Consider the following 19,220-nt stretch of genomic DNA (forward strand, 5'->3'; position numbering starts at 1 on the left):
GCTTAGCGTTTCCAGCGACGGTAGTCGACGAGCTGGTAGGTGAGGAAAAGGATGACGAAGGTCAGGGTGGGGTAGTAGATCACGGGCCGAGTATCCACGAAGCCCTTGGCAAAGAGCGCGAGGTGCTCCTGGCAGGAGATGTAGTGGAAAAGCCCGACGCCTTGGAACGCACCGCCCCAAATGACGGGCACGTAGCCGACGAAAAAGAGGATCATCAGGAAGCAGATCGTCAGCAGGCCAGCGATGATTTGGCTGGAGGTCAGTGCCGAAGCGAAGCAGCCGACCGCGGTGAAAGCCATGCCCATGAGGATCAGGATGGCGTAGGTGCCGACGACTTCTCCGGGCGTCCACGAGTCAGGGAGCTCGGCGATCCAGTCGAATATGTGAAACTGGACGAGAGTCGGCAGCCACAAGAAGAGGTAGAAGAGAAAGGCGGCCAGGTACTTGGACAAGACCACTTGCCAGGTCCGCACCGGGGCTGTGAGCAGGGTTTCCAGCGTTCCGGAGCGTTCTTCTTCGGCAAAGGACCGCATCGTGATCAGCGGGAAGATGAAGAGGAACCAGAACCAGAAAACCGGTGAATGGAAGGTGACAAAAATCAGGCTGTCCTGAGAGGGCGTGTCCAGAAAGCCCTTCATGGCCGTGGAGATTCCGACTCCGTTCGCCACGACGACGGCGGCAAGGATCACCCAGCCGAAAGGGTTGAGAAAGAAGGCTTTCAGCTCCTTTCGGAGAAGAATGAAGAGGGTTGGCATGGGTTGGAAGCGCGGGCGGAGCGAATGGGTAAAGGAAGGCTAGGGTTGGGCCAATGCCGAATTTGCAGATTAAGACACTAATCAAGGTGAGAGACGGTCGATCGACCAATTCTGCCCGTCCCTGGTATAGAGGAAGCGGTCGTGAATGCGGGCCGGGCCGCCCTGCCAGAATTCGATGCTTTCGGGAATGACCCGGTAGCCGCCCCAGAACGAAGGCAGGGGGATTTCACCATGGGAGAACTTCTCTTTCAGCTCGGAGAGCTTCTGCATCAGGAACTTGCGCGAGGAAATCACCGAGCTTTGAGCCGACACCCAGGCCCCGAGCTGCGATTCCCGTGGCCGACTGGTGAAGTAGCGGAGCGATTCGGCCGTCGAAATCTTCTCGGCCCGGCCCTGAACGATCACCTGGCGCTCCAGCGTGATCCACGGAAAGAGCAGACTGACCTGCGGGTTCGCGGCGATTTGCGCGGCTTTGCGGCTCTCGTAGTTGGTGAAGAAGAGGAATCCCTCACGATCGAAGTATTTCAAGAGGACCGTGCGCAGGAGGGGGCAACCATTGGCATCAACGGTGGCGAGACTCATGGCATTGGGCTCATGAAGCTTGAGCTCGACGGCTTGAGCGAACCACTGCTCGAATTGATCGAGCGGATGATCGGCGAGGTCTTTGCGGTGAAGACCTTTGGCTGAGTATTCCTCGCGGAAGTCGGACAAATCCATGCGCACTGATAACCTGCCGCGAGGGATCCGAAACGCCAATTTCCGCTCCGAACCACAAAAAAGGTGCCCCGGTTTCCCGCGGCACCAGAGTGTTGTCGCTTGTCCGGAGTCAATCAGGGACGGCTGGCCTTCAGACGGCCGAAGATCCTGCCTCCCGTAGCGTTGCTGCGGGGGACCCTGACGGTGACGGTGTCGGGCGTACTCTCTTCATCAATGCTGACCACGACGCCATTTTCGTCGGCCGACGAGCCATCCTGGGTGATCAGCACGTCATGGGTCTCAGGGAAGCTCAGATCGGTGGACCACTGGAAGTTCGCCGTGACGGTGCCGATGGAATCTTCCCGACGATTGAAGACGAAAATGAAGTCGGTGGCGTCGACCGAAACACTGGGCAGGATCGATGGATCAACGGCGAGTGGATCACCATCGAGGAGGAATTCGAGCACGTTGGCGATGCCGTCTCCGCTGCCATCGTTTTCGGCATCGTCTTCGGCACCATCATTAACGCCGGAGGTGAGGCCGGCGTTGCTGGCCCATGCGTCGTAGGCGTCGCCGGTGCCAAGGGTGAAGGCCACAGTGCTGAATGGAACAAGCGAGTCGCCGTCGCTGTCAGTCGTCCAGTTCATGTCAACGTTGCCGAGAAATGTCAGGTAGCCCGAGTAGCTGGGACTGGTGGATCTGGAACCCGTGTAGGCAGCACCGTCCGTGCTGTTGGGAAGCATGATCGCTGTGGTTCCCTCGCTCAGACCGGTTCCTCCGAGTTCGGCCCCAGTCGTTGAGGAAAGCACGGCGAGGAAGGAGCTGACCGTCCTGAAATCCGTGCCCTGATAGACATAGATCGTGTCCCCGCTGGTACTGGGATTGAAGCTCGCATCTTCCTGGGCGACAGCTCCGATATTGGCGGTGACATTTACGGAGGAATCCACGCTGTCGATAGTGATGACGGTTCCGGCGCTCACTCCGCCGGCAGGAGCTGTCCATCTGAGGGTGCCTTCATTAGCGTCGTCAAATCCCCCGCCAGAACCAATCTCGAGGCCATTCCATTCATCGTCCGTAAAGTAGATTACCTGTCCTTCGTCGATGGGATCGAGCACCACAAATGCGAGGTTTTTTCCAGAGTCGGAATTGAAGCCGGTGAAGGCGATTGAGCCGGGTGTCAGGTTGGGAGCGATGGCGGAGTCGCCGTCATCGAGCACCGTGACGATGAAGGTGTCGCCGCCATAGTTCGGGGCAGATGCTGAAAGCGTCACGGGAATGTCTCCATCGACCTCGAGATCATCGAGGGTGGTGATGGAGAAGGTGACGCTCGAAGTATTGGCGGGAATGGTAACGGTCGCGGGGACGACCGCTTCCGAAGTGTCGCTGGAGGCGAGGCTGATCGTGAGGTCCGCGGTCGGCATGGGGTTTGCCACGATGGTTCCCGTCGACGCAGTGCCCACGGTATCTTCGGTGAACGAGGCTGGAGAGGCGCTCAGGGTCAGGGCCGGGCTTGCGCAGAAAGCCGAGCCATCCACCTTGGTGCCTGGCGAAAGCTGGGCGCCACCGCTCCCCGTGACCAGCGAGTGATCGATATAGGCACTTGGCGTGATCTCGGATTCGAGATTCAGCGCGTCAAGCGGGACACCACTTACGAAGGGTGACTCATAGAAACTGGTCATGATCAGGGTCGCCGAGTCGTCGTGAAGGGTGAGGGTATCCGATGAGTTGAGCGACAGGGTTCCTGCGGAAGCGGCGACTGCCGACGTTCCGTTGATGCCGCTGATGTTTGGAGAGAGCGAGGAGAAGACGAGGATCGCGCAATCCGTATCCAGAATCGTATTCGCCTCAAAGGTGTGTCTAACAGAGTCCGCGTCGGAAATTGTCCAACCCGAAATGTCGAGCGGCCCGCCCGATGTATTGACGAGTTCCACAAACTCGTCGCTCCCATTGGCGATCCCGTCCCCATTCAGATCGAGATCGAAGTTGTTAGGATAGATTTCGTTGATGATGAGGGGAGTGGTGTCGGCGAAGTCATCCGCAACGATGAGTTCAGCCGTGCCATCGAAGAAGCCGCTCCCACCAGCGGTGAGAATGACGAGCTGCGAGCCGTCGAAAATCGAGTCGTCTACGGTAGTGACGGTGACATCGACCGTGTCATCACCGGCAAGGAATTCAGCGGTGGCGGGGAGGATGGCTTCGCCAGTGTCGCTCGAGGAAAGGTCGATCGTGGCGGCCGAAGTGGTCGGGCCGTCGCGGAAGATGGTAAGCGTCGTGGACTGCCCGTTTTCCGCGAGTTCGGTTTCGCTAAGCGCAAGGAAGACCGTCACGGGTCGTGTGCCGCCCGTTACGAACGCGGTGGTGTCGAAAGGAACATCAGGGGCGGTCCCATCATTCGACTGGTCACCTGTTCCATCACCGAAAATCCAGAAGGTGCTATCATTGATGAGGGTAAGGTAGTCCGCCAGCGAAGCTTCGCCCGTACGAGCCCCGTTGTAAGCCATGACATCGGCACCGTTTGCGGTGAAGTTGGCATCGACTCCAATCGTCAGGCCGGTTCCTTCCAGCGTTCCGAGTGAGGACTCATTTCCATTAGAAATGACCGCGAGAAAACTCGTGGGCGCGGCGGCTTCACCTTGGAAGGCGATCGCGGCGTCGCCCGTTGAACTAAGATTGAAACTCCCCCCCGTCGTCAAAGTCCCGATGTTTGCCGTCAGCGCGTCGCCGAGGGAGTTGAGAGTCACGACCGTTCCTGCTGCCACGCCACTCTCAGGCGCTGTCCAAATCACGGAGCCCTCGCTGCTCGCGAACTCGGTTCCGTTCCAGTTGTTGTCGGTAATGGTGATCACTTCATTCCCGGGAATCGCCACAATGGCGACAAAGGCAAGGTCGTCATTGGCGTCCGCATTGAATCCAGTGAAGGCGATGTCACCTGGGCCGAGGGCAAAAGCGCTGATGGGGGACAAACCGAAGGCGACGAGGGCAAGGGGGCGGATTTTCATGAAACTGCTGGCTTTCCGATGGATTTCAAAGCCGGGAGCATGAGCTGTGCCGCAATCGACACACGACCTGCTTTATGGCCTTTACGACACATAGACCGTCGCACTTGGAGAGGCGATGGGAAAATGGCCTACGCTTTTCGCTCATCGCGGTTTTCTCTTGCGCTTTCTTAGTTTTCAGAAATAATAGAAAACAATGAAGGGCGAGGCTGACAAGTTGAAGCAGGCGCGGGAGCAGTTCGTGTCCCAGTGGGGGGCGCTCGGGACGCAGTGGGGGATTAACCGGACGATGGCCCAGATTCATGCCCTTCTCATGACAGTCCCGGACCCCATGAGCACGGATGATGTGATGGCGGAGCTGGAGATCAGCCGGGGAAACGCTCACACGAACCTGAAGGAGCTCATCGCCTGGGGGCTGATCCGGAGCGTCGTGAAAAAGGGCGAGCGACGGGAGTATTTCGAAGCAGAGAAGGATGTTTGGTCCATTTTTACGACCGTTGCAAAAGAGCGAAAGCGTCGCGAGATTGAGCCGGCCATCGCGGTCCTTCATCAATGCGCGGAGGAGAGCAAGGAAATGACGAGCGAGGAGGGGAAGGTCTTCCACGAGCAGATGCGCCAGTTGGAGGAGTTTGTCGGTTTCGCCTCGACGATGGCCGACAAGATCGCCTCGATGAAGCATGGGTTCGCCATTCAATTGGCGGCCAAACTTCTCAAATAGGCGGTTATTTTTTGCCCATCAATTTCACGATTTACTGAAAATATAAAATTAAATACAAGGAGGCACCACCAGCCATGGAAACAAAAACGCCCGTCATCATCTTTGGAGCAAATGGCTTCATCGGTCGCTATCTCTGTCGATACTTTGCCCGTCAGGGTCGGGAAGTGGTCGCGGTGGGGAGGCGGCGTGACGGCTGGTCGGGCGATGGCATGTTTCTCGAGTGGGATGGAAAGACCATTGGGCCCTGGGCGCTGGCTCTCGAAGGGGCGGGATTGGTCATCAATCTGGCGGGGAGGAGTGTGAACTGTCGCTACAACGAGGCGAACCGCCATGAGATCATGGAGTCGCGGGTTGCAGCGACGCGGGTGATTGGCGAAGCGATTGCGAGTTGCAAGGTGCCGCCGGTAGTGTGGATGAATGCCGGGACGGCGACGCTTTATCGTCACGCCGAGGACCAACCGCAGGATGAATGGACCGGCGAGCCGGGCGAGGGGTTCTCGGTTGGTGTGGCGCAGCGTTGGGAGCAGGAGTTCTTCGCGGCGAAGGTCGCGGGCCGGACGCGGAAGCTGGCTTTGCGCATCGGGATGGTGATGGCGAACGAGCCCGAGACGGTTTTCGATGTGCTCAATGGCCTGGTGCAACGGGGACTTGGAGGGCGAATGGGCAGTGGCAGACAACGGGTGAGTTGGATTCACATGGATGACTTGCTGGAGATCATCAGCAGGCTTGAAGCCGACGGATTTGCTGATGGGGTCTATAATCTGACGGCACCCCATGCGCCGACCAATGCGGAGTTGATGCAGCGCTTCCGCGAGATGCTTGGAATGCCGCTCGGGCTTCCGTCGGCGAAGTGGATGCTGGAGTTGGGGGCGCTGGTGATGGGGACTGAGACGGAATTGGTTTTGAAGAGCCGTTGGGTGAAGCCGGGTCGGCTGATGGCCGAAGGCTTCCGCTGGCGCTGGCCTGAGATGGGATCGGCACTTTTTGATCTCGAATCGCGACGCGGATTGGAGGGGTTTTTCCACGTGCCCGAGAGGCGGGCCGCGGGGTCGAAAGTGTGGACCACGGGGAAAGGATTGAGGACGGCATGAGGGGGGCGTCGAAAATTCGCTGATGTCGAAAGGTTTACTTTGTCGTGCTCGCACAAAGGGGCTACTCTGACCGCGCACTGAGATGAGCGGATTGGAAACAAGACATCGTAAGCCCGGCGCGGCACAGATGCTGATTCTCCTCGGTTCGTTGGTTGTCGTGATCGCCGGACTGAAGGCGGCTCAGGGTTTCTTCGTGCCGATGCTGCTGGCGTTCTTCCTCGCAACCGTGAGTTTCCCGATCACCAACTGGCTGAGAAACCACAAGGTGCCGCGGGCCGTAGCAGTGCTTCTGACCGTGCTCGTCGATTTCGCCTTCCTCGCCGGGCTGGTACTTTTGGCCATTTCGATCATTGGTGACCTGCAGGAAAAATGGAACTCCGAGTATTCGGCGCTGACCATTACCAGGCTGGAGCAGGCGGTCGATGGCGTGGCGGCGATGGGGGACAAGGTGAATAGCTTCTGGAGCGAAGGTCAGAACTCCCAGGACGCCGATTCCGGAATTCCGGAGATCGATGCTCCGAAGGCGATCCCTGTTCCGGAAGGGGAACGGATCGAACTGGAGAGACTTGAGAAGGAGTCGCGCCTGACCCAGGCCGCAGGCGTAGTGCTTGCCCAGCTTCGGGAGCTGAAGTTTGCCCAGGTTTGGAATGTCGGCACGGATGTGGTCGCGCGCGTGGTCTCCTTTTTCGGAACCTCCCTGGTGATCCTGATCCTGACGGTTTTCATGCTGACCGAAGCGCGCATGTTCGGGCGGCGTTTCGATGCGATTTGCGAAGCTCGCGGGCCGAACATTCAGCGTCTGCTGAGTGCCTTGAAGGACACCCAGCGCTATCTCGGGATCAAGACGGCCATCAGTCTGGCGACTGGTGTCCTGGCCGGCACCTTGTGCTGGGCGGCGGGATTGGATTTCTATGTGTTGTGGGCCATCCTTGCCTTCGCGCTGAACTACATTCCCGTGGTGGGCTCGGTGATTGCCGGTTTGCCGCCGACGATTCTCGCACTGCTGGTCAATGGCCCACCAGAGGCCTTGGCGATCATGGGCGGCTACGTGTTGATCAATACCTTCCTTGGGAACTTCATCGAACCGATGCTGATGGGACGCCGCTTTGGCCTCTCGACCTTGATCGTCCTGCTCTCCGTGCTCTTCTGGGGCTGGCTCTGGGGTCCGATTGGGATGCTGCTGGCCGTGCCTTTGACGATGATGGTGAAGGTGGTGCTCGATAACAGCAATGAGTTCCGGTGGATCGCGGTGGCGATAGGAAAGGAGACTCACGGTCTTCATGAGGAAAAGCGGATTCTCAAGGAAGGAGCGGCGGAGAAGCGCGACGGGGAAGCGATCCCGGCCGAAACGGCCGAAGCTACGGGTCAGCCCTAGATTGGCGGCGTTTTCCGCTGGAATGTGACGGCGGTCTCTCCATCTTGCCGCCGCCACATGAACCGTTTCCAAAAGCTCGCCACCGCCGCGCTCGTCTCGGTGGTCATCCTGTTGTTCGTCGGAGCGATCGTGAGAGTCACTGGCGCGGGCCTTGGTTGCCCGGACTGGCCGAAGTGCTGGGGCTGCATCATTCCTCCATGGAAAGTCGAGCAGGTGGACCTCGGACGGATTGATTTTGAAAAGTTCCAGCGCAAGGCCGAGCGACTTGGACGGGATCCCGAAACCGTGACTCCCGAGCACATCCTCGAGAATTTCAATCCGCGTCACGTCTGGACGGAGTTCGTCAACCGCCTGTTTGCTCTACCGGTTGCCTTCTTTTCCCTGGCGACCATGGTGGCGGCCTTCGGGCAGCCTCGACGGCGACGGATCGTCTGGTGGAGTGCCCTCGTTTCCTTGATCCTTGTGGGCGCGAATGCCGTGCTCGGAGCGATGGTGGTTTACAGCGGGCTCAAACCCGGAGTGCTCACGCTGCACATGGCTCTGGCGATGCTGCTGGTCGGGCTCCTGACCTATACTGCCTGGCGCGGGACCGATCAGCCGTGGTCGCTCCGCTTGGACTCGCGCTCGATCCTCTCCGTTCGGGCCTGGGTGTTTGCCTTGCTTGCCTTGATCGTGGTCGAGGGGATCATGGGGACCCAGATTCGGGAAATGACCGACCTCCTGGCGAAGTCCCACGACGGAGCTCCCCGAGAAGAGTGGATCGGCGAATTGGAGGGAACCTCTGTGTACCTGATCCATCGAAGCTTTTCCTGGGCGATCGTGGTCGTTTCCTTTTTCGCCTGGTGGCAGACGGGCAAGGCAACTGGGGGAGAAGTGGGAAAGCCCGCCAAAGTATTGTTGGCTTTGGTTGGAGTTCAAATGGTCCTTGGACTCGTCATGTCCCAGATCCGGGTATTTGCGGTGGTTCAGGTTCTTCACGTCGGATTGGCCGGGATCATGCTTGCAGCAGTGGTGCTCTGGCTCTGTGGAACCTGGAAAGTGCGCGAGCTTTCCTCCTAGGAAAGTGGAGCGTTGACGGATGGGGTTCCGGGTGAATAATCCCGCCGCCCGGCGGCAATAAGTGTCCATCGGGTTTTCAGAGCTGCCAAATCCGGCGGCACCATTACCCACCAACACGATCATGACTAACATCGCAATTAACGGATTCGGACGCATCGGACGTCTTGTCTTCCGCGCACTCGTCGAACAGGGCCACCTCGGAAAGACCTTCAATGTGGTTGCCGTGGGTGACCTCGTTCCTGCCGATAACCTCGCCTATCTCGTCAAATATGACTCCACCCAAGGCCGCTTCCAGGGTGAAGTGTCCTCGAAGAAGTCCTCACCTGACCTCGCTGAAGATGACATCATCGTCGTCAACGGCCACGAAATCAAAGTCGTCAGCGCCCGCACTCCAGAAGGCCTTCCCTGGAAGGAACTCGGTGTCGACATCGTGATCGAAAGCACGGGTCTTTTCGTCGAAGACAAGCTTGCCCAGGGTCACATCACCGCTGGTGCCAAGAAGGTCATCATCTCCGCTCCTGGTAAGGGAGACGGCGTCGCGACTTTCGTTCAGGGCGTCAACGACGACCAATACGATCCTGCGAAGCATCACCTGATCTCGAACGCAAGCTGCACCACCAACTGCCTTGCCCCACTTGTCCACGTCCTCCTCAAGGAAGGCATCGGCATCAAGGAAGGTCTCATGACCACCGTTCACTCCTACACCGCGACTCAGAAGACGGTCGACGGACCTTCGAAGAAGGACTGGAAGGGTGGCCGCAGTGCTGCGATCAACATCATCCCATCGACCACCGGTGCCGCCAAGGCCGTTGGTCTCGTTTGCCCGGAAGTGGCCGGCAAGCTCACGGGTATGGCGTTCCGCGTGCCAACTCCGACCGTTTCGGCTGTCGACCTCACCGTGAAGACCGAGAAGGAAACTTCACTCAAGGAAATCAACGAACTTCTCAAGAAGGCTTCCGAGACTTACCTCAAGGACATCCTCGGTTACACCGAAGACGAAGTGGCCTCCTCCGACTTCATCCACGATCCGCTTTCCTCGATCTACGATGCGGGTTCCTCGATCGAACTCAACAGCACCTTCTTCAAGCTGGTCAGCTGGTATGACAACGAATGGGGTTACTCGAACCGTGTTGTCGACCTTCTCGACGACATCGTGAAAAAGGGTATCTGATCGATTTCGTTCTCGTTCGATGTTTAAGCGTCCGGCCCGTAAGGGGCGGGCGCTTTTTTTCGTCTTGGAGGGATGGAAGATGGAAGATGGTGGATGGTGGATGGTGTGCGGTGTGCGGTGTGCGGTGCGTGTCACCCCCAGGGACGGAGATGAACGATGAATGAATCCCGGAGGGATGGCAGATGTTAGCCGGGGGTCGAGCGCAGCGACTACCCCCGGATTCGAGAGGAGAGTTATTGCATCCCGGAGGGATGCCATCAGGGCCGGCCCTCTATTGTCGCCTAATCGAGATAACGCTCTTCGAAACCCACTCCCGACTTCGAGCGAAACTCCACCAGTTCTTCCCGGCCCAGGCTTTCTGTCGCGAAGATCAAGTGGTGGCGAAGAACGGCGTAGGTGAATGGCATGCCACGCTAAATAGATGAGAAGGTCTTTAGGTTCAGCAATCCGGGTGGCATCCCTCCGGGATGCTTGGTTTCTCCGGCCTTAAACCCGGGGGTGGTCGCTGCGCTTGACCCCCGGCTATCATCTTTCATCCCTGCCGGGATGCTCGGCTATCATCTTTCATCCCTGCCGGGATGCTCGGCTATCATCTTTCATCCCTGCCGGGATGATCGGCTATCGACTTTCATCCCTGCCGGGATGATTCAATGCGCGGCGAGCCAGTTGTCGCCGGTTCCGTGTTCGACGAGGATGGGAACTTTGTTTGGAAGGGGCAGGGCGGTCTCCATCAGCCCGATGATTTCGGGAATGAGGGTGGCTTCTTCGGCAGGATGAAGGTCGAAGACGAGTTCGTCGTGAACTTGGAGCAGCATTCGTGTTTGGTACTGCTTCTTTCGTAGCAAGGCATCGACCTTGATCATGGCGAACTTGATCATGTCGGCGGCCGTTCCTTGGATGGGTGTGTTGATCGCGGCGCGTTCGGCATTGCCACGGATGGTCTGGTTGCCGGATGTTAGATCGGGGAAGTAGCGGCGTCGGCCGCTGAGGGTTTGGACATAACCGCTTTCACGGGCCTCGGCAATGGTGCGGTCCATGAACTCCTTGATGGCAGGATACTCCTTGAAGTAGTTGTCGATCAGTTCAGCAGCCTCGGCTCGACCGATGCCAAGTCGTTGACTGAGTCCAAAGGCGGAGATGCCGTAGATGATCCCGAAGTTCACCATCTTGGCGCCGCTGCGCTGCTCGCGGGTGACTTCGCTCTCCCTGACACTCCAGACCCGAGCTGCCGTGGCGGTATGGATGTCACGCTGATTGCGGAAGTCATCGATCATCGACTCGTCGTTGGCGAGCGAGGCCATCACACGAAGTTCGATCTGGGAGTAGTCGCAGCTCAAAAGGGTAAATCCTTCTCGGGGGACGAAGGCTTTTCGAATCTCCCGTCCCGCAGCGGAGCGAATCGGGATGTTCTGAATATTTGGATCGGTTGATGCCAGACGTCCGGTGGCGGCGACAAGTTGATGGAAGTGAGTGTGAATGCGCCCTGTCGATGGAGCGATGTGGGCGGGGAGTGCGTCGACATAGGTCGACTTGAGTTTGGTCGCTTCGCGGTATTCGAGGATGGAGTCGATGATAGGGTGTTTTCCCGCCAGGGATGAAAGCGTTTGTTCGTCAGTTTTGAACTGACCTTTCCTGGTCTTTTTCGGCTTCTCGACGAGCTTCAAGTCGTTGAAAAGGATCTCTCCGAGTTGCTTCGGCGAATTGAGATTGAAGGGACGTCCTGCCTGCTCGGAGATGGAACGGCTCAGTTCCCCGATGCGGGATTCCAGCGAAGAGCTGATGTCGGACAGTGACCCGGTATCGAGTGCAATGCCTTCCATCTCCATGCGCACGAGAACGGGAAGGAGGGGGGCTTCAAGATCGGAAAAGATGGCATCTTGTCCGGCGGTACGGAGTTGGGGCCGGAGGTGCTCGGATAGCTGCCAGGTGATGTCGGCGTCCTCCGCCGCATACTCTGCCAGGCTCTCCAGTGGGATCGATGCCATGTCGAGTTCCTTGCTCGCCTTCTTCTTCGCCGCGTGGGCGAAGAGGTCATCAGGGTCCCCTTCGGGCTCTGTCTGGCTGGCGATGGTGGCCAGTTTGATGGGGGAATAGCCGAGCAGGCTTTCGGCGAGATAGTCCATGCCATGACGCTGCTCGGGATGAAGGAGCGCATGGGCGAGCATGGTATCAAAGTAAGGCCCGCTGGTGGCAATGCCGTGCTGCTGGAGAACCGAGAGGTCGTATTTGAGATTGTGACCCATCTTTTCGGCGCGGCCGGAAAGAATTTCTTCGAGCGGTGTTTTGATCGAATTGGAATAGGGAAGATACCAGGCTTCTCCTGCTTTCCATGAGAAGGCGATGCCTAACAGTCGCGCCTCGAAGCGATCGAGTCCGGTAGTTTCGGTGTCGAAACAGAAACACTTCTGGGCGGCGAGATGCTTGAATAGCTCCGCCTGCTTTTCCGGAGTATCGGCCAGCTGATAGTGGTGCTCGACATCGCCAATGGTTTTGAAGGTTTCCTGAAGCGTCGGCTGGATGTCGGGGCTCTTCTCCTCGGCCGAGCTGGGGGATTCGCTTTGGGTGTCAGTGCCAAACAGGCGTTTGCTCAGAGTTCGGAACTCAAACTCGGTAAATAGATCTTTGACCCTGTTATCATCGCGCGATGAAAGCACGAGGTCGTCCCAGGAGACGTCGATGGGGGCATCGACGATGATGGTGGCGAGATCTTTGGAGAGTCGTGCGAGATCCGCATTCTCGATCACTTTCTCCTTCTGCTTGCCCTTGAGCTTGTCGGTGTTGGCGAGAACGCCTTCGAGGGAGCCGTATTCGGAGATGAGTTTCTGAGCGGTTTTTGGACCGACTCCAGGGATGCCGGGAATGTTGTCTACCGAATCGCCCATCATGCCGAGCAGGTCGATGATCTGAGCGGGCTGTTCGACGCCCCAGATGGAGGAAAGCTCGGGCAGTCCGACGACTTCGTGGTCGTTGCCCTTGCGGCCGGGTTTCCACATGAAAGTACTGGCACTGATCAATTGGGCGAAGTCCTTGTCGGGCGTAACCATGTAGGTTTCGAAGCCGTCAATTTCCGCCTTTTTGGCGAGCGTGCCGATCAGGTCGTCGGCTTCGAAGCCATCCTTTTCGAGGACGGGGATTTGGAAGGCCTGGCAGAGACGCTTGACGTGGGGAATGGCTGCGGCGAGTTCCTCGGGCATGTCCTCCCGCTGAGCCTTGTATTCCGGGAATTTCTCATGTCGGGATGTGGGGGCCGAGGTGTCGAAGGCGACGCCGATATGCGAGGGCTTCTCGTTCTCAAGGATGGTCAGCAGCGTATTGGTGAAGCCGTAGAGAGCGGAGGTGTTGACCCCTTTGGAGTTCCGAATGGGATTGGTAATGAAGGCGAAATGGGCTCGGTAGACGAGCGCCATGCCATCGAGAAGGAACAGGCGGGGCATGGGAGAAAGAGACCAGAGCGAGCGGGTCGGAGTCCAGTGAAGAAGACGCCTGCCTCCAGCTGGCTGACAAAACTCTCGCAAAGAATGCCGAAGCTTCTTACGTAGTCCCCTCACATGAAGCTCGGTCCCTCAGTTATTGGAATCATTATCGCAGGTGTTTTAGGTTATCTTTTAGAGCCTTCGGTCCGCCCGGCTCTGCTACCCACTCCGAAAAAAGTCGTCGAGAAGGCCGACGGCAGCTCCACCCCGGTGGAGATCGAATCACCCGCGAAACCCGCAGCTCCCGCGGCCCCGATCGCCCCCGCGCCACCGGCTTGGGTCGCGACATTGACCCCGGAACAACTTCCGGAGGCGGTCAAACTGAAGAGTGAGGCATCACTCCCGATTGCTGGAGCATCTGCCCCCATGCTTGTTCCGGCTGGCGTTCAGGTTAAACCCGTCCGAGTCGAGGGAAACGAGCTGGTTATCAACTTCGGAGGAACGGCAGAGGGCAAAGTGGCTGTGATGTCGACCGATCTGGTCCAAGTGCTCGGAAACAAGCCGCCTGAAGCCCCGACAGCCCCACCAGTGGCCGCGGCTCCCGCGGCTCCGGAGGCTCCGGCGATGGCTGATCCAGCGACTCCAGCTGAGCCAGCCACGCCCGAAGCTGCAGCCCCTGCCGCTCCAGCCGTGGCCGACAAGCAACTTTCTCCGGAGGAGATCGTCGCCGTCATGCAGGCCAGCGTGAAGGCGGGCGAGATCAAGGAGTTTGCCTTCGACCAGGTTCTTGGCTGGAAGGCCGACGAGGACAAGGAGTCCGGCGGCGAGACCTATCAGACCGGCCTCGCCTCGTATAAGGCTGAGACCATTTTCGGCGTGAAAAACATCCAGGCTCAAGCCCTGATCAAGGGCGGCAAGGTCGAGAAGTGGATCTGGCCGAAGAGCGGCATGGAAATCAAGTAATGCTACCGGTTGTAGCGCTCACGCAGGTGATTCAGGTGAGCCCTTGCGTTGGGCTCACTCCCCGTCGCTCTCTTGACGATTTCGGAAGGTTCGAGCGTCGCGCCGTGGTCGTGAACCTTGGCTCTCAGCCATTGAAGGAGCGGTGCATAGTCCGCTTTCGAGAAGGCGCTTCTGATCGACCCATCCCGCATGGAAGCCGCGAACAGCTGCGCGGCATTCAGATTTCCAAGCGTGTAGGTTGGAAAGTAACCGAGTCCTCCCATTGACCAGTGGATGTCCTGGAGGCATCCGTGGGCATCGTCAGGCGGAATCAGGCCGAAGCTTTTCTCAAAGGCTTCATTCCAGGCGGCCGGGACGTCGGCAACCTTCATTTCGTCCCTCATCAGTCTTCTTTCGAGCTCGAAGCGCAGCAGGATATGGAGGTCGTAGGTCGCCTCATCCGATTCGACGCGGATGAAGGAAAACTCAGCCCGATGAATGTAGGCGAGGAAGTCGTTCAGATCCGTGTTCTTCAATTGGGGGAAATGCTCAGCGGCCACAGGGAGCCAGTGGGCCCAGAATTCTCGTGAGCGACCGACGTGATTTTCCCAAAGGCGCGATTGGGATTCATGGATCCCGAGCGAAACCGAATCCCCGGCGGCTTGGCCGAAGTCCCCGGCGCGAAGCCCCTGCTCGTAGAGCCCGTGACCCGCTTCATGAAGAACTCCGAGAAGCGATGAGGTGAAGTCGCTCACCTCATAGCGCGTTGTTAGACGGATATCGTCTGGACCCAGGGTGGTGCAGAAAGGGTGGGTGGTGGTGTCGATGCGTCCCCGGTCGAAGTCGAAGCCAAAGGAGCGCGCGACTTTCTCGTTGAAGCTCATCTGTTGATCGATGGGGTAGGGACCCTCCGGAAGCTTCGCGGGCTTTGCCTCGGTGCGTGCTACGGCCGCTGCTGCAATGTTCCGGAGATCAGGACCGAGCTCATCGAAAATTCTGCTGACACTGGCGGTGGTGGCACCGCGCTCGTAAGTCTCGATCAGGGCATCGTAGGGCTCGTCCTGATAGCCCCAGAGTTCAGCTTTCTCACGGCTGATATCGAGGACCGACTGGAGATGGGGAGCAAAGAGACTGAAGTCGGAAGTCTTCCGCGCCGTAGCCCAGGCATGCTTGGAGCGTGAGGAGATTTCAGAGTTCTTCTCGACGAGTGAGGCGGGAAGCTTGGTGGACCGATCAAAACGACGCTGCATCTCGCGCAGGTTTCCAAGCGTGCGCTCGTCGGAAGAATCGGTTTCGTCAAGGGCTGCCTTCAAGGCGTCGCCCAGCTCCTTCGAGGTCGAGAGTTCGTGGCTGCGACCTGCCAACCAGGATAATTGGCGGGCACGCCAATCGTGGGCCTGTTCCGGAAGATAGGTTTCCTGATCCCAACCCAGAACGGAGGCCGATGATGAAACGATGGCAGCCTCGGTGGCGAGGCGTTTGAGGCTTTCGAAAGCAGACATGTTAGAGAGGCTGTTGTTGGGAGAGGCAATGCAGTGTTCCGCCTTCTTCGACGAGGTCCAGAGCGTCGATTCCGACGACTTCGCGCCCGGGGAATAGTTCGCGGAGGATCCCGCAGGCGCGGTCGTCATTGCGCGACTGGCGGAAGGTCGGAACCAGCACACCACCATTGACGATGAGGAAATTGACGTAGGCAGCGGGAAGCACCGGCAGTCGCCATCCAGGAACTTCGCAGGCTTCGGGCATCGGCATCTCGACGAGTTCAAAGGGCTTTCCGAAATCATTGCGGAACTCGGATAGCCGCTGAAGGTTGTCGCTCAGAACGCGATGATTGGGTGAGTTTGAATCCTTCTCGACACAGGCAACGATGGTGCGGTCATCGGTAAACCTCGCAAGGTCGTCGATGTGGCCGTCGGTATCGTCGCCCTCGATGCCGCGCGCCAGCCAGAGAATGTCCTGCACGCCGAGGTAATCGCGCAGGTTCTGCTCGATCTGCTCGCGGCTGAGCTGCGGGTTGCGGTTCTTGTTGAGCAGTACGGCCTCGGTTGTTAGGAGCTGTCCGGATCCATTGATCTCGATGGCACCGCCTTCAAGGATCATAGGGGCTTCGAAGCGTCGGATCTTCAAGGTTCCAGCAATCTGCGAGGGGATGGAGTTATCGCCATCCCAGGGTTTGAATTTGCCGCCCCAGGCATTGAATTCCCAGTCTGTTAGAGCGACTTCGCCGCTTTCGCGATGCTTGACGAAAATGGGTCCGTGGTCACGGCACCACACATCGTCGTGCGAATGATCAAACAGTTCAAGGCGCTCCGGAACGGTCTTCGCCTTGTTGCAGATCTGCCGGATTTCCTCATGTGAGGAACTGGGAGCGTTGATCCGCACCGTTTCGAAGCGGCTGATGCCGGCGGCAAAGGCAGCAAAGCGTGAATGGATCGTGTCGCGCTTTTCGCCGCCCCAATGGCGTGGGTCGTCGACGGGCCACGAGAGCCAGACGGCTTCCTGGGGTGCCCATTCCGGGGGCATGGAAAATCCGAGGGATGCAGGGGTCATTGGCGCCAGCGGGTGGTGAGTTCGCCGTAGGCGTCGATCCGACGGTCACGGAAAAAGGGCCAGATGCGGCGGAAGTCCTCGACGTTTTTGAAGTCCAGATCGTGATGGAGGATTTCCTCCTGGTCTGTGGATGCCTTGGCGACCAGTTCGCCATAAGGATTGGCAACGAAGGAGCGTCCCCAGAATTCGCTATCGCCTTCGATGCCGACGCGATTGACCGCAGCGAGGTAGCAGCCATTGGCGACGGCGTGTCCGCGTTGCACGGTTTCCCAAGCGCAGTGCTGGGCGACCCCGAGTTCTTCCTTTTCTTCAGGCAGCCAGCCGATGGCTGTGGGGTAGATCAGCAGCTGCGCCCCGCCGAGTGCCATCAGCCGCGCTGCTTCCGGATACCATTGATCCCAGCAAACCAGCACGCCGAGTTTGCCGAACCTGGTTTCCCAGACGGGCCAGCCACTGTCACCGGGGGTGAAGTAGAATTTTTCCTCGAATCCGGGATCCTGGGGGATGTGGGATTTCCGATAGAAACCCAAGAGCGATCCATCGGCATCATGGATGGCGGCGGTGTTATGATAGAGTCCGGGACCGCGGTGCTCGAAAAGCGACGAGACGATGACAACCCCGAGCTCGCCTGCGAGCTTGCCGAGGCGGTCGGTGACCGGTCCGGGGAGCGCGTCGGCGAGATCAAAGAGTGCCGGATCTTCGACCGTGCAGAAGTACGGCGTGAGGAAGAGTTCCTGAGTGACCACGATGTTCGCGCCCTCGGCGGCGGCACGTCGGATCAGGGACTCGTGATGGTCGAAGGATTCTTCCTTCGTCGGGAATGCACGGGATTGCAGTAGGGCGATGCGAGGCATGCCGCTAAGATGCTCGAAGCTGCGCGAAGGTCCAATCCAGAAGCGCGGAGACAGCGCGAGGGCGCGAATTTTTTCTCGGTGTCGGGAAAATCTTCCGACCACCGCGCGTTCAACGCCGCGCGATCAGATCACTCCGCGCTCCTTGAGAAAGGGGACCAGTTCGTCGACCCCGAAGTCGGCAAGCACTTCGCCTTCCCAGTTCATGGTGGGAGCTTTGCTCTGGCCGGAAAGGTTGATCATCTCCTGCAAGGCGACGTGATTGCCCGAGACGATCACGGTGTCGTGCTCGATGTCCTCTTTTTTCAGGAAAGCGACCACCTCGTCGCACCAAGGGCAACCGGGTTTGATGTAAAGAGTTCTCATGGTTCAGATAAATCGCACAGCGTGCTTCTTTGAGAGTTTGAGGACGTCCCCGCCGGAAATCGAAACCACCGCGTTGGGATCGGTAAGTTTGCTGCCATTGAGTTGCACGGAGCCGGGAGCAATGAACTGCTTCTTGAGCTCGCCATTCGATTTGGCAATGCCGAATGCGGACTCGAAGGCGTGCGAGCTGAGACTCAGGACCGTTAAGTCCGCGGGCAGTTCTGCCATTTTGAGTTCGGGAAGTTCGGCGGCCGCCAGGTCCTTCTTGGAAAAGCGGGTGTCCCAATCGTCACGTGCGGCCTGACCCGCTGCATCATCGTGGTAGCGGCTGGTGAGTTTTTGCGCCAAGGTCTTCTTGGCCTCCATCGGATGAGTGTTCGGGTCGAGTGATTCGCCGAGCAGCAGCTGGTAGTAGCGTGCCATCAAGTCGTCCGATACGCTCATGAGCTTGCCGAACATGTCGAGGGAGTTGTCGTTGACCCCGACGTAGTTGTCGTAGGATTTCGACATCTTTTTCACGCCATCCAGGCCCTCGAGCAAAGGCACGAGCATGACGACCTGCTGCGCTTGTCCTTCTTCCTTTTGAAGGTCGCGGCCGACGAGGATGTTGAAGAGTTGGTCGGTGCCGCCGATTTCAACATCAGAGCGAATTTCGACCGAATCCCAGCCCTGCATGACGGGGTACTGGAGTTCGTGAAGTCGGACTTCGGTGGCGGAATCGATCCGGGTGCGGAAATCCTCACGTTGGAGCATTTGCTGGAGGGTCACCCGGGCATTGAGACGCAGCACGTCTTCATAGCTCATCTTTCGGAACCAGTCGCCGTTGTAGACGATTTCGGTTTTCTCGCGGTCGAGGATTTTGAAAGCCTGATCGGTGTAGGTCTTGGCATTTTCCAGAACCTGATCGCGGGTCAATGGGGGGCGGGTGGCGGATCGTCCCGATGGATCGCCAATGGTGGCGGTAAAGTCTCCGATGAGGAGGACCGCTTGATGCCCGAGTTCCTGAAACTGGCGGAGTTTTTCCAGCGGTACCGTGTGGCCGAAATGAATGTCTGGAGCAGTCGGGTCGACGCCGAGCTTGATCCGCAACGGGCGGCCAAGTCGGAGTTTTTCAAGGAGTTCCTTCTCAGAGAGAACCTTGGCGGTGCCCGCGGTGAGGATTTCAAGCTGTGCTTCTGGCGTCACGGCGCTGGGAATAGGGGAGGATCAGGCAGGTGGCAAGTGGCGAGGTGCTCAA

Annotated in this window: 16 protein-coding genes; 6 read left to right on the top strand and 10 right to left on the bottom strand. The window is 58.5% G+C overall.

Annotated elements, in window-relative coordinates:
• Positions 1 to 2: 2 nt before the first annotated feature.
• The 3 genes from ACFQY0_RS01810 to ACFQY0_RS01820 form a co-directional block, all read right to left on the bottom strand.
• Complete coding sequence (locus ACFQY0_RS01810) at positions 3 to 755, bottom strand: ABC transporter permease (protein ID WP_379708466.1); 753 nt, start codon at positions 753 to 755, stop codon at positions 3 to 5.
• Positions 756 to 836: 81 nt separating this feature from the next.
• Positions 837 to 1,472 (bottom strand): pyridoxamine 5'-phosphate oxidase, encoded by a 636-nt coding sequence (pdxH, locus tag ACFQY0_RS01815; RefSeq protein WP_379708468.1) that lies wholly within the window; start codon positions 1,470 to 1,472, stop codon positions 837 to 839.
• A gap of 113 nt (positions 1,473 to 1,585) precedes the next feature.
• Complete coding sequence (locus ACFQY0_RS01820; protein ID WP_379708470.1) at positions 1,586 to 4,450, bottom strand: lamin tail domain-containing protein; 2,865 nt, start codon at positions 4,448 to 4,450, stop codon at positions 1,586 to 1,588.
• Between the two features lie 193 nt (positions 4,451 to 4,643).
• On the opposite strand from ACFQY0_RS01820, the gene ACFQY0_RS01825 reads away from it, so the two are divergent.
• The 5 genes from ACFQY0_RS01825 (at position 4,644) to gap (ending at position 9,861) form a co-directional block, all read left to right on the top strand.
• Positions 4,644 to 5,165 carry a GbsR/MarR family transcriptional regulator gene (locus ACFQY0_RS01825; RefSeq protein ID WP_379708472.1) on the top strand — a complete coding sequence of 174 codons (522 nt, stop codon included), beginning with the start codon at positions 4,644 to 4,646 and terminating at the stop codon, positions 5,163 to 5,165.
• 74 nt (positions 5,166 to 5,239) lie between these two features.
• Positions 5,240 to 6,256 (top strand): TIGR01777 family oxidoreductase, encoded by a 1,017-nt coding sequence (locus tag ACFQY0_RS01830; protein WP_379708474.1) that lies wholly within the window; start codon positions 5,240 to 5,242, stop codon positions 6,254 to 6,256.
• A gap of 82 nt (positions 6,257 to 6,338) precedes the next feature.
• Positions 6,339 to 7,631, top strand: coding sequence for an AI-2E family transporter (locus tag ACFQY0_RS01835; RefSeq protein WP_379708476.1), 1,293 nt, complete (start codon positions 6,339 to 6,341; stop codon positions 7,629 to 7,631).
• A 57-nt stretch (positions 7,632 to 7,688) separates the two neighbouring features.
• The gene (locus ACFQY0_RS01840; protein ID WP_379708478.1) at positions 7,689 to 8,690 is read left to right on the top strand and encodes a COX15/CtaA family protein; all 1,002 of its coding nucleotides are present in this window, start codon (positions 7,689 to 7,691) and stop codon (positions 8,688 to 8,690) included.
• A gap of 121 nt (positions 8,691 to 8,811) precedes the next feature.
• Complete coding sequence (gene gap / locus ACFQY0_RS01845) at positions 8,812 to 9,861, top strand: type I glyceraldehyde-3-phosphate dehydrogenase (RefSeq protein ID WP_379708480.1); 1,050 nt, start codon at positions 8,812 to 8,814, stop codon at positions 9,859 to 9,861.
• A 281-nt stretch (positions 9,862 to 10,142) separates the two neighbouring features.
• On the opposite strand, the gene ACFQY0_RS01850 is transcribed toward gap, so the two are convergent.
• Positions 10,143 to 10,268, bottom strand: a complete 126-nt coding sequence (locus ACFQY0_RS01850; protein WP_379708482.1) for a hypothetical protein — start codon at positions 10,266 to 10,268, stop codon at positions 10,143 to 10,145.
• Between the two features lie 240 nt (positions 10,269 to 10,508).
• Positions 10,509 to 13,295, bottom strand: a complete 2,787-nt coding sequence (polA, locus tag ACFQY0_RS01855; RefSeq protein WP_379708484.1) for a DNA polymerase I — start codon at positions 13,293 to 13,295, stop codon at positions 10,509 to 10,511.
• Between the two features lie 114 nt (positions 13,296 to 13,409).
• Here polA and ACFQY0_RS01860 point away from each other — a divergent pair, with 114 nt between their 5' ends.
• Positions 13,410 to 14,237: a hypothetical protein gene (locus ACFQY0_RS01860; RefSeq protein WP_379708486.1), complete on the top strand. Its 828-nt coding sequence runs from the start codon at positions 13,410 to 13,412 to the stop codon at positions 14,235 to 14,237.
• A gap of 2 nt (positions 14,238 to 14,239) precedes the next feature.
• On the opposite strand, the gene ACFQY0_RS01865 is transcribed toward ACFQY0_RS01860, so the two are convergent.
• The 5 genes from ACFQY0_RS01865 to tyrS form a co-directional block, all read right to left on the bottom strand.
• The gene (locus ACFQY0_RS01865; protein WP_379708488.1) at positions 14,240 to 15,718 is read right to left on the bottom strand and encodes a carboxypeptidase M32; all 1,479 of its coding nucleotides are present in this window, start codon (positions 15,716 to 15,718) and stop codon (positions 14,240 to 14,242) included.
• A 1-nt stretch (position 15,719) separates the two neighbouring features.
• Positions 15,720 to 16,766, bottom strand: coding sequence for an agmatine deiminase family protein (locus ACFQY0_RS01870; RefSeq protein ID WP_379708490.1), 1,047 nt, complete (start codon positions 16,764 to 16,766; stop codon positions 15,720 to 15,722).
• The gene (locus tag ACFQY0_RS01875) at positions 16,763 to 17,620 is read right to left on the bottom strand and encodes a carbon-nitrogen hydrolase (protein WP_379708492.1); all 858 of its coding nucleotides are present in this window, start codon (positions 17,618 to 17,620) and stop codon (positions 16,763 to 16,765) included. Before ACFQY0_RS01875 ends, ACFQY0_RS01870 begins: the two co-directional genes overlap by 4 nt.
• Before the next feature lie 123 nt (positions 17,621 to 17,743).
• The gene (locus ACFQY0_RS01880) at positions 17,744 to 17,983 is read right to left on the bottom strand and encodes a glutaredoxin family protein (protein ID WP_379708494.1); all 240 of its coding nucleotides are present in this window, start codon (positions 17,981 to 17,983) and stop codon (positions 17,744 to 17,746) included.
• Between the two features lie 3 nt (positions 17,984 to 17,986).
• Positions 17,987 to 19,168 (bottom strand): tyrosine--tRNA ligase, encoded by a 1,182-nt coding sequence (gene tyrS, locus ACFQY0_RS01885; RefSeq protein ID WP_379708496.1) that lies wholly within the window; start codon positions 19,166 to 19,168, stop codon positions 17,987 to 17,989.
• Between the last annotated feature and the right edge of the window lie 52 nt (positions 19,169 to 19,220).

The sequence above is a fragment of the Haloferula chungangensis genome (assembly GCF_042664875.1).
GTDB lineage: Bacteria > Verrucomicrobiota > Verrucomicrobiia > Verrucomicrobiales > Akkermansiaceae > Haloferula > Haloferula chungangensis.

What these genes read in the sequence shown, in the direction of transcription:
- ACFQY0_RS01810 (WP_379708466.1), bottom strand. Translation starts at nt 755, where the DNA reads ATGCCAACCCTCTTCATTCTTCTCCGAAAGGAGCTGAAAGCCTTCTTT.
- pdxH (WP_379708468.1), bottom strand. Translation starts at nt 1,472, where the DNA reads ATGGATTTGTCCGACTTCCGCGAGGAATACTCAGCCAAAGGTCTTCAC.
- ACFQY0_RS01820 (WP_379708470.1), bottom strand. Translation starts at nt 4,450, where the DNA reads ATGAAAATCCGCCCCCTTGCCCTCGTCGCCTTCGGTTTGTCCCCCATC.
- ACFQY0_RS01825 (WP_379708472.1), top strand. Translation starts at nt 4,644, where the DNA reads ATGAAGGGCGAGGCTGACAAGTTGAAGCAGGCGCGGGAGCAGTTCGTG.
- ACFQY0_RS01830 (WP_379708474.1), top strand. Translation starts at nt 5,240, where the DNA reads ATGGAAACAAAAACGCCCGTCATCATCTTTGGAGCAAATGGCTTCATC.
- ACFQY0_RS01835 (WP_379708476.1), top strand. Translation starts at nt 6,339, where the DNA reads ATGAGCGGATTGGAAACAAGACATCGTAAGCCCGGCGCGGCACAGATG.
- ACFQY0_RS01840 (WP_379708478.1), top strand. Translation starts at nt 7,689, where the DNA reads ATGAACCGTTTCCAAAAGCTCGCCACCGCCGCGCTCGTCTCGGTGGTC.
- gap (WP_379708480.1), top strand. Translation starts at nt 8,812, where the DNA reads ATGACTAACATCGCAATTAACGGATTCGGACGCATCGGACGTCTTGTC.
- ACFQY0_RS01850 (WP_379708482.1), bottom strand. Translation starts at nt 10,268, where the DNA reads ATGCCATTCACCTACGCCGTTCTTCGCCACCACTTGATCTTCGCGACA.
- polA (WP_379708484.1), bottom strand. Translation starts at nt 13,295, where the DNA reads ATGCCCCGCCTGTTCCTTCTCGATGGCATGGCGCTCGTCTACCGAGCC.
- ACFQY0_RS01860 (WP_379708486.1), top strand. Translation starts at nt 13,410, where the DNA reads ATGAAGCTCGGTCCCTCAGTTATTGGAATCATTATCGCAGGTGTTTTA.
- ACFQY0_RS01865 (WP_379708488.1), bottom strand. Translation starts at nt 15,718, where the DNA reads ATGTCTGCTTTCGAAAGCCTCAAACGCCTCGCCACCGAGGCTGCCATC.
- ACFQY0_RS01870 (WP_379708490.1), bottom strand. Translation starts at nt 16,766, where the DNA reads ATGACCCCTGCATCCCTCGGATTTTCCATGCCCCCGGAATGGGCACCC.
- ACFQY0_RS01875 (WP_379708492.1), bottom strand. Translation starts at nt 17,620, where the DNA reads ATGCCTCGCATCGCCCTACTGCAATCCCGTGCATTCCCGACGAAGGAA.
- ACFQY0_RS01880 (WP_379708494.1), bottom strand. Translation starts at nt 17,983, where the DNA reads ATGAGAACTCTTTACATCAAACCCGGTTGCCCTTGGTGCGACGAGGTG.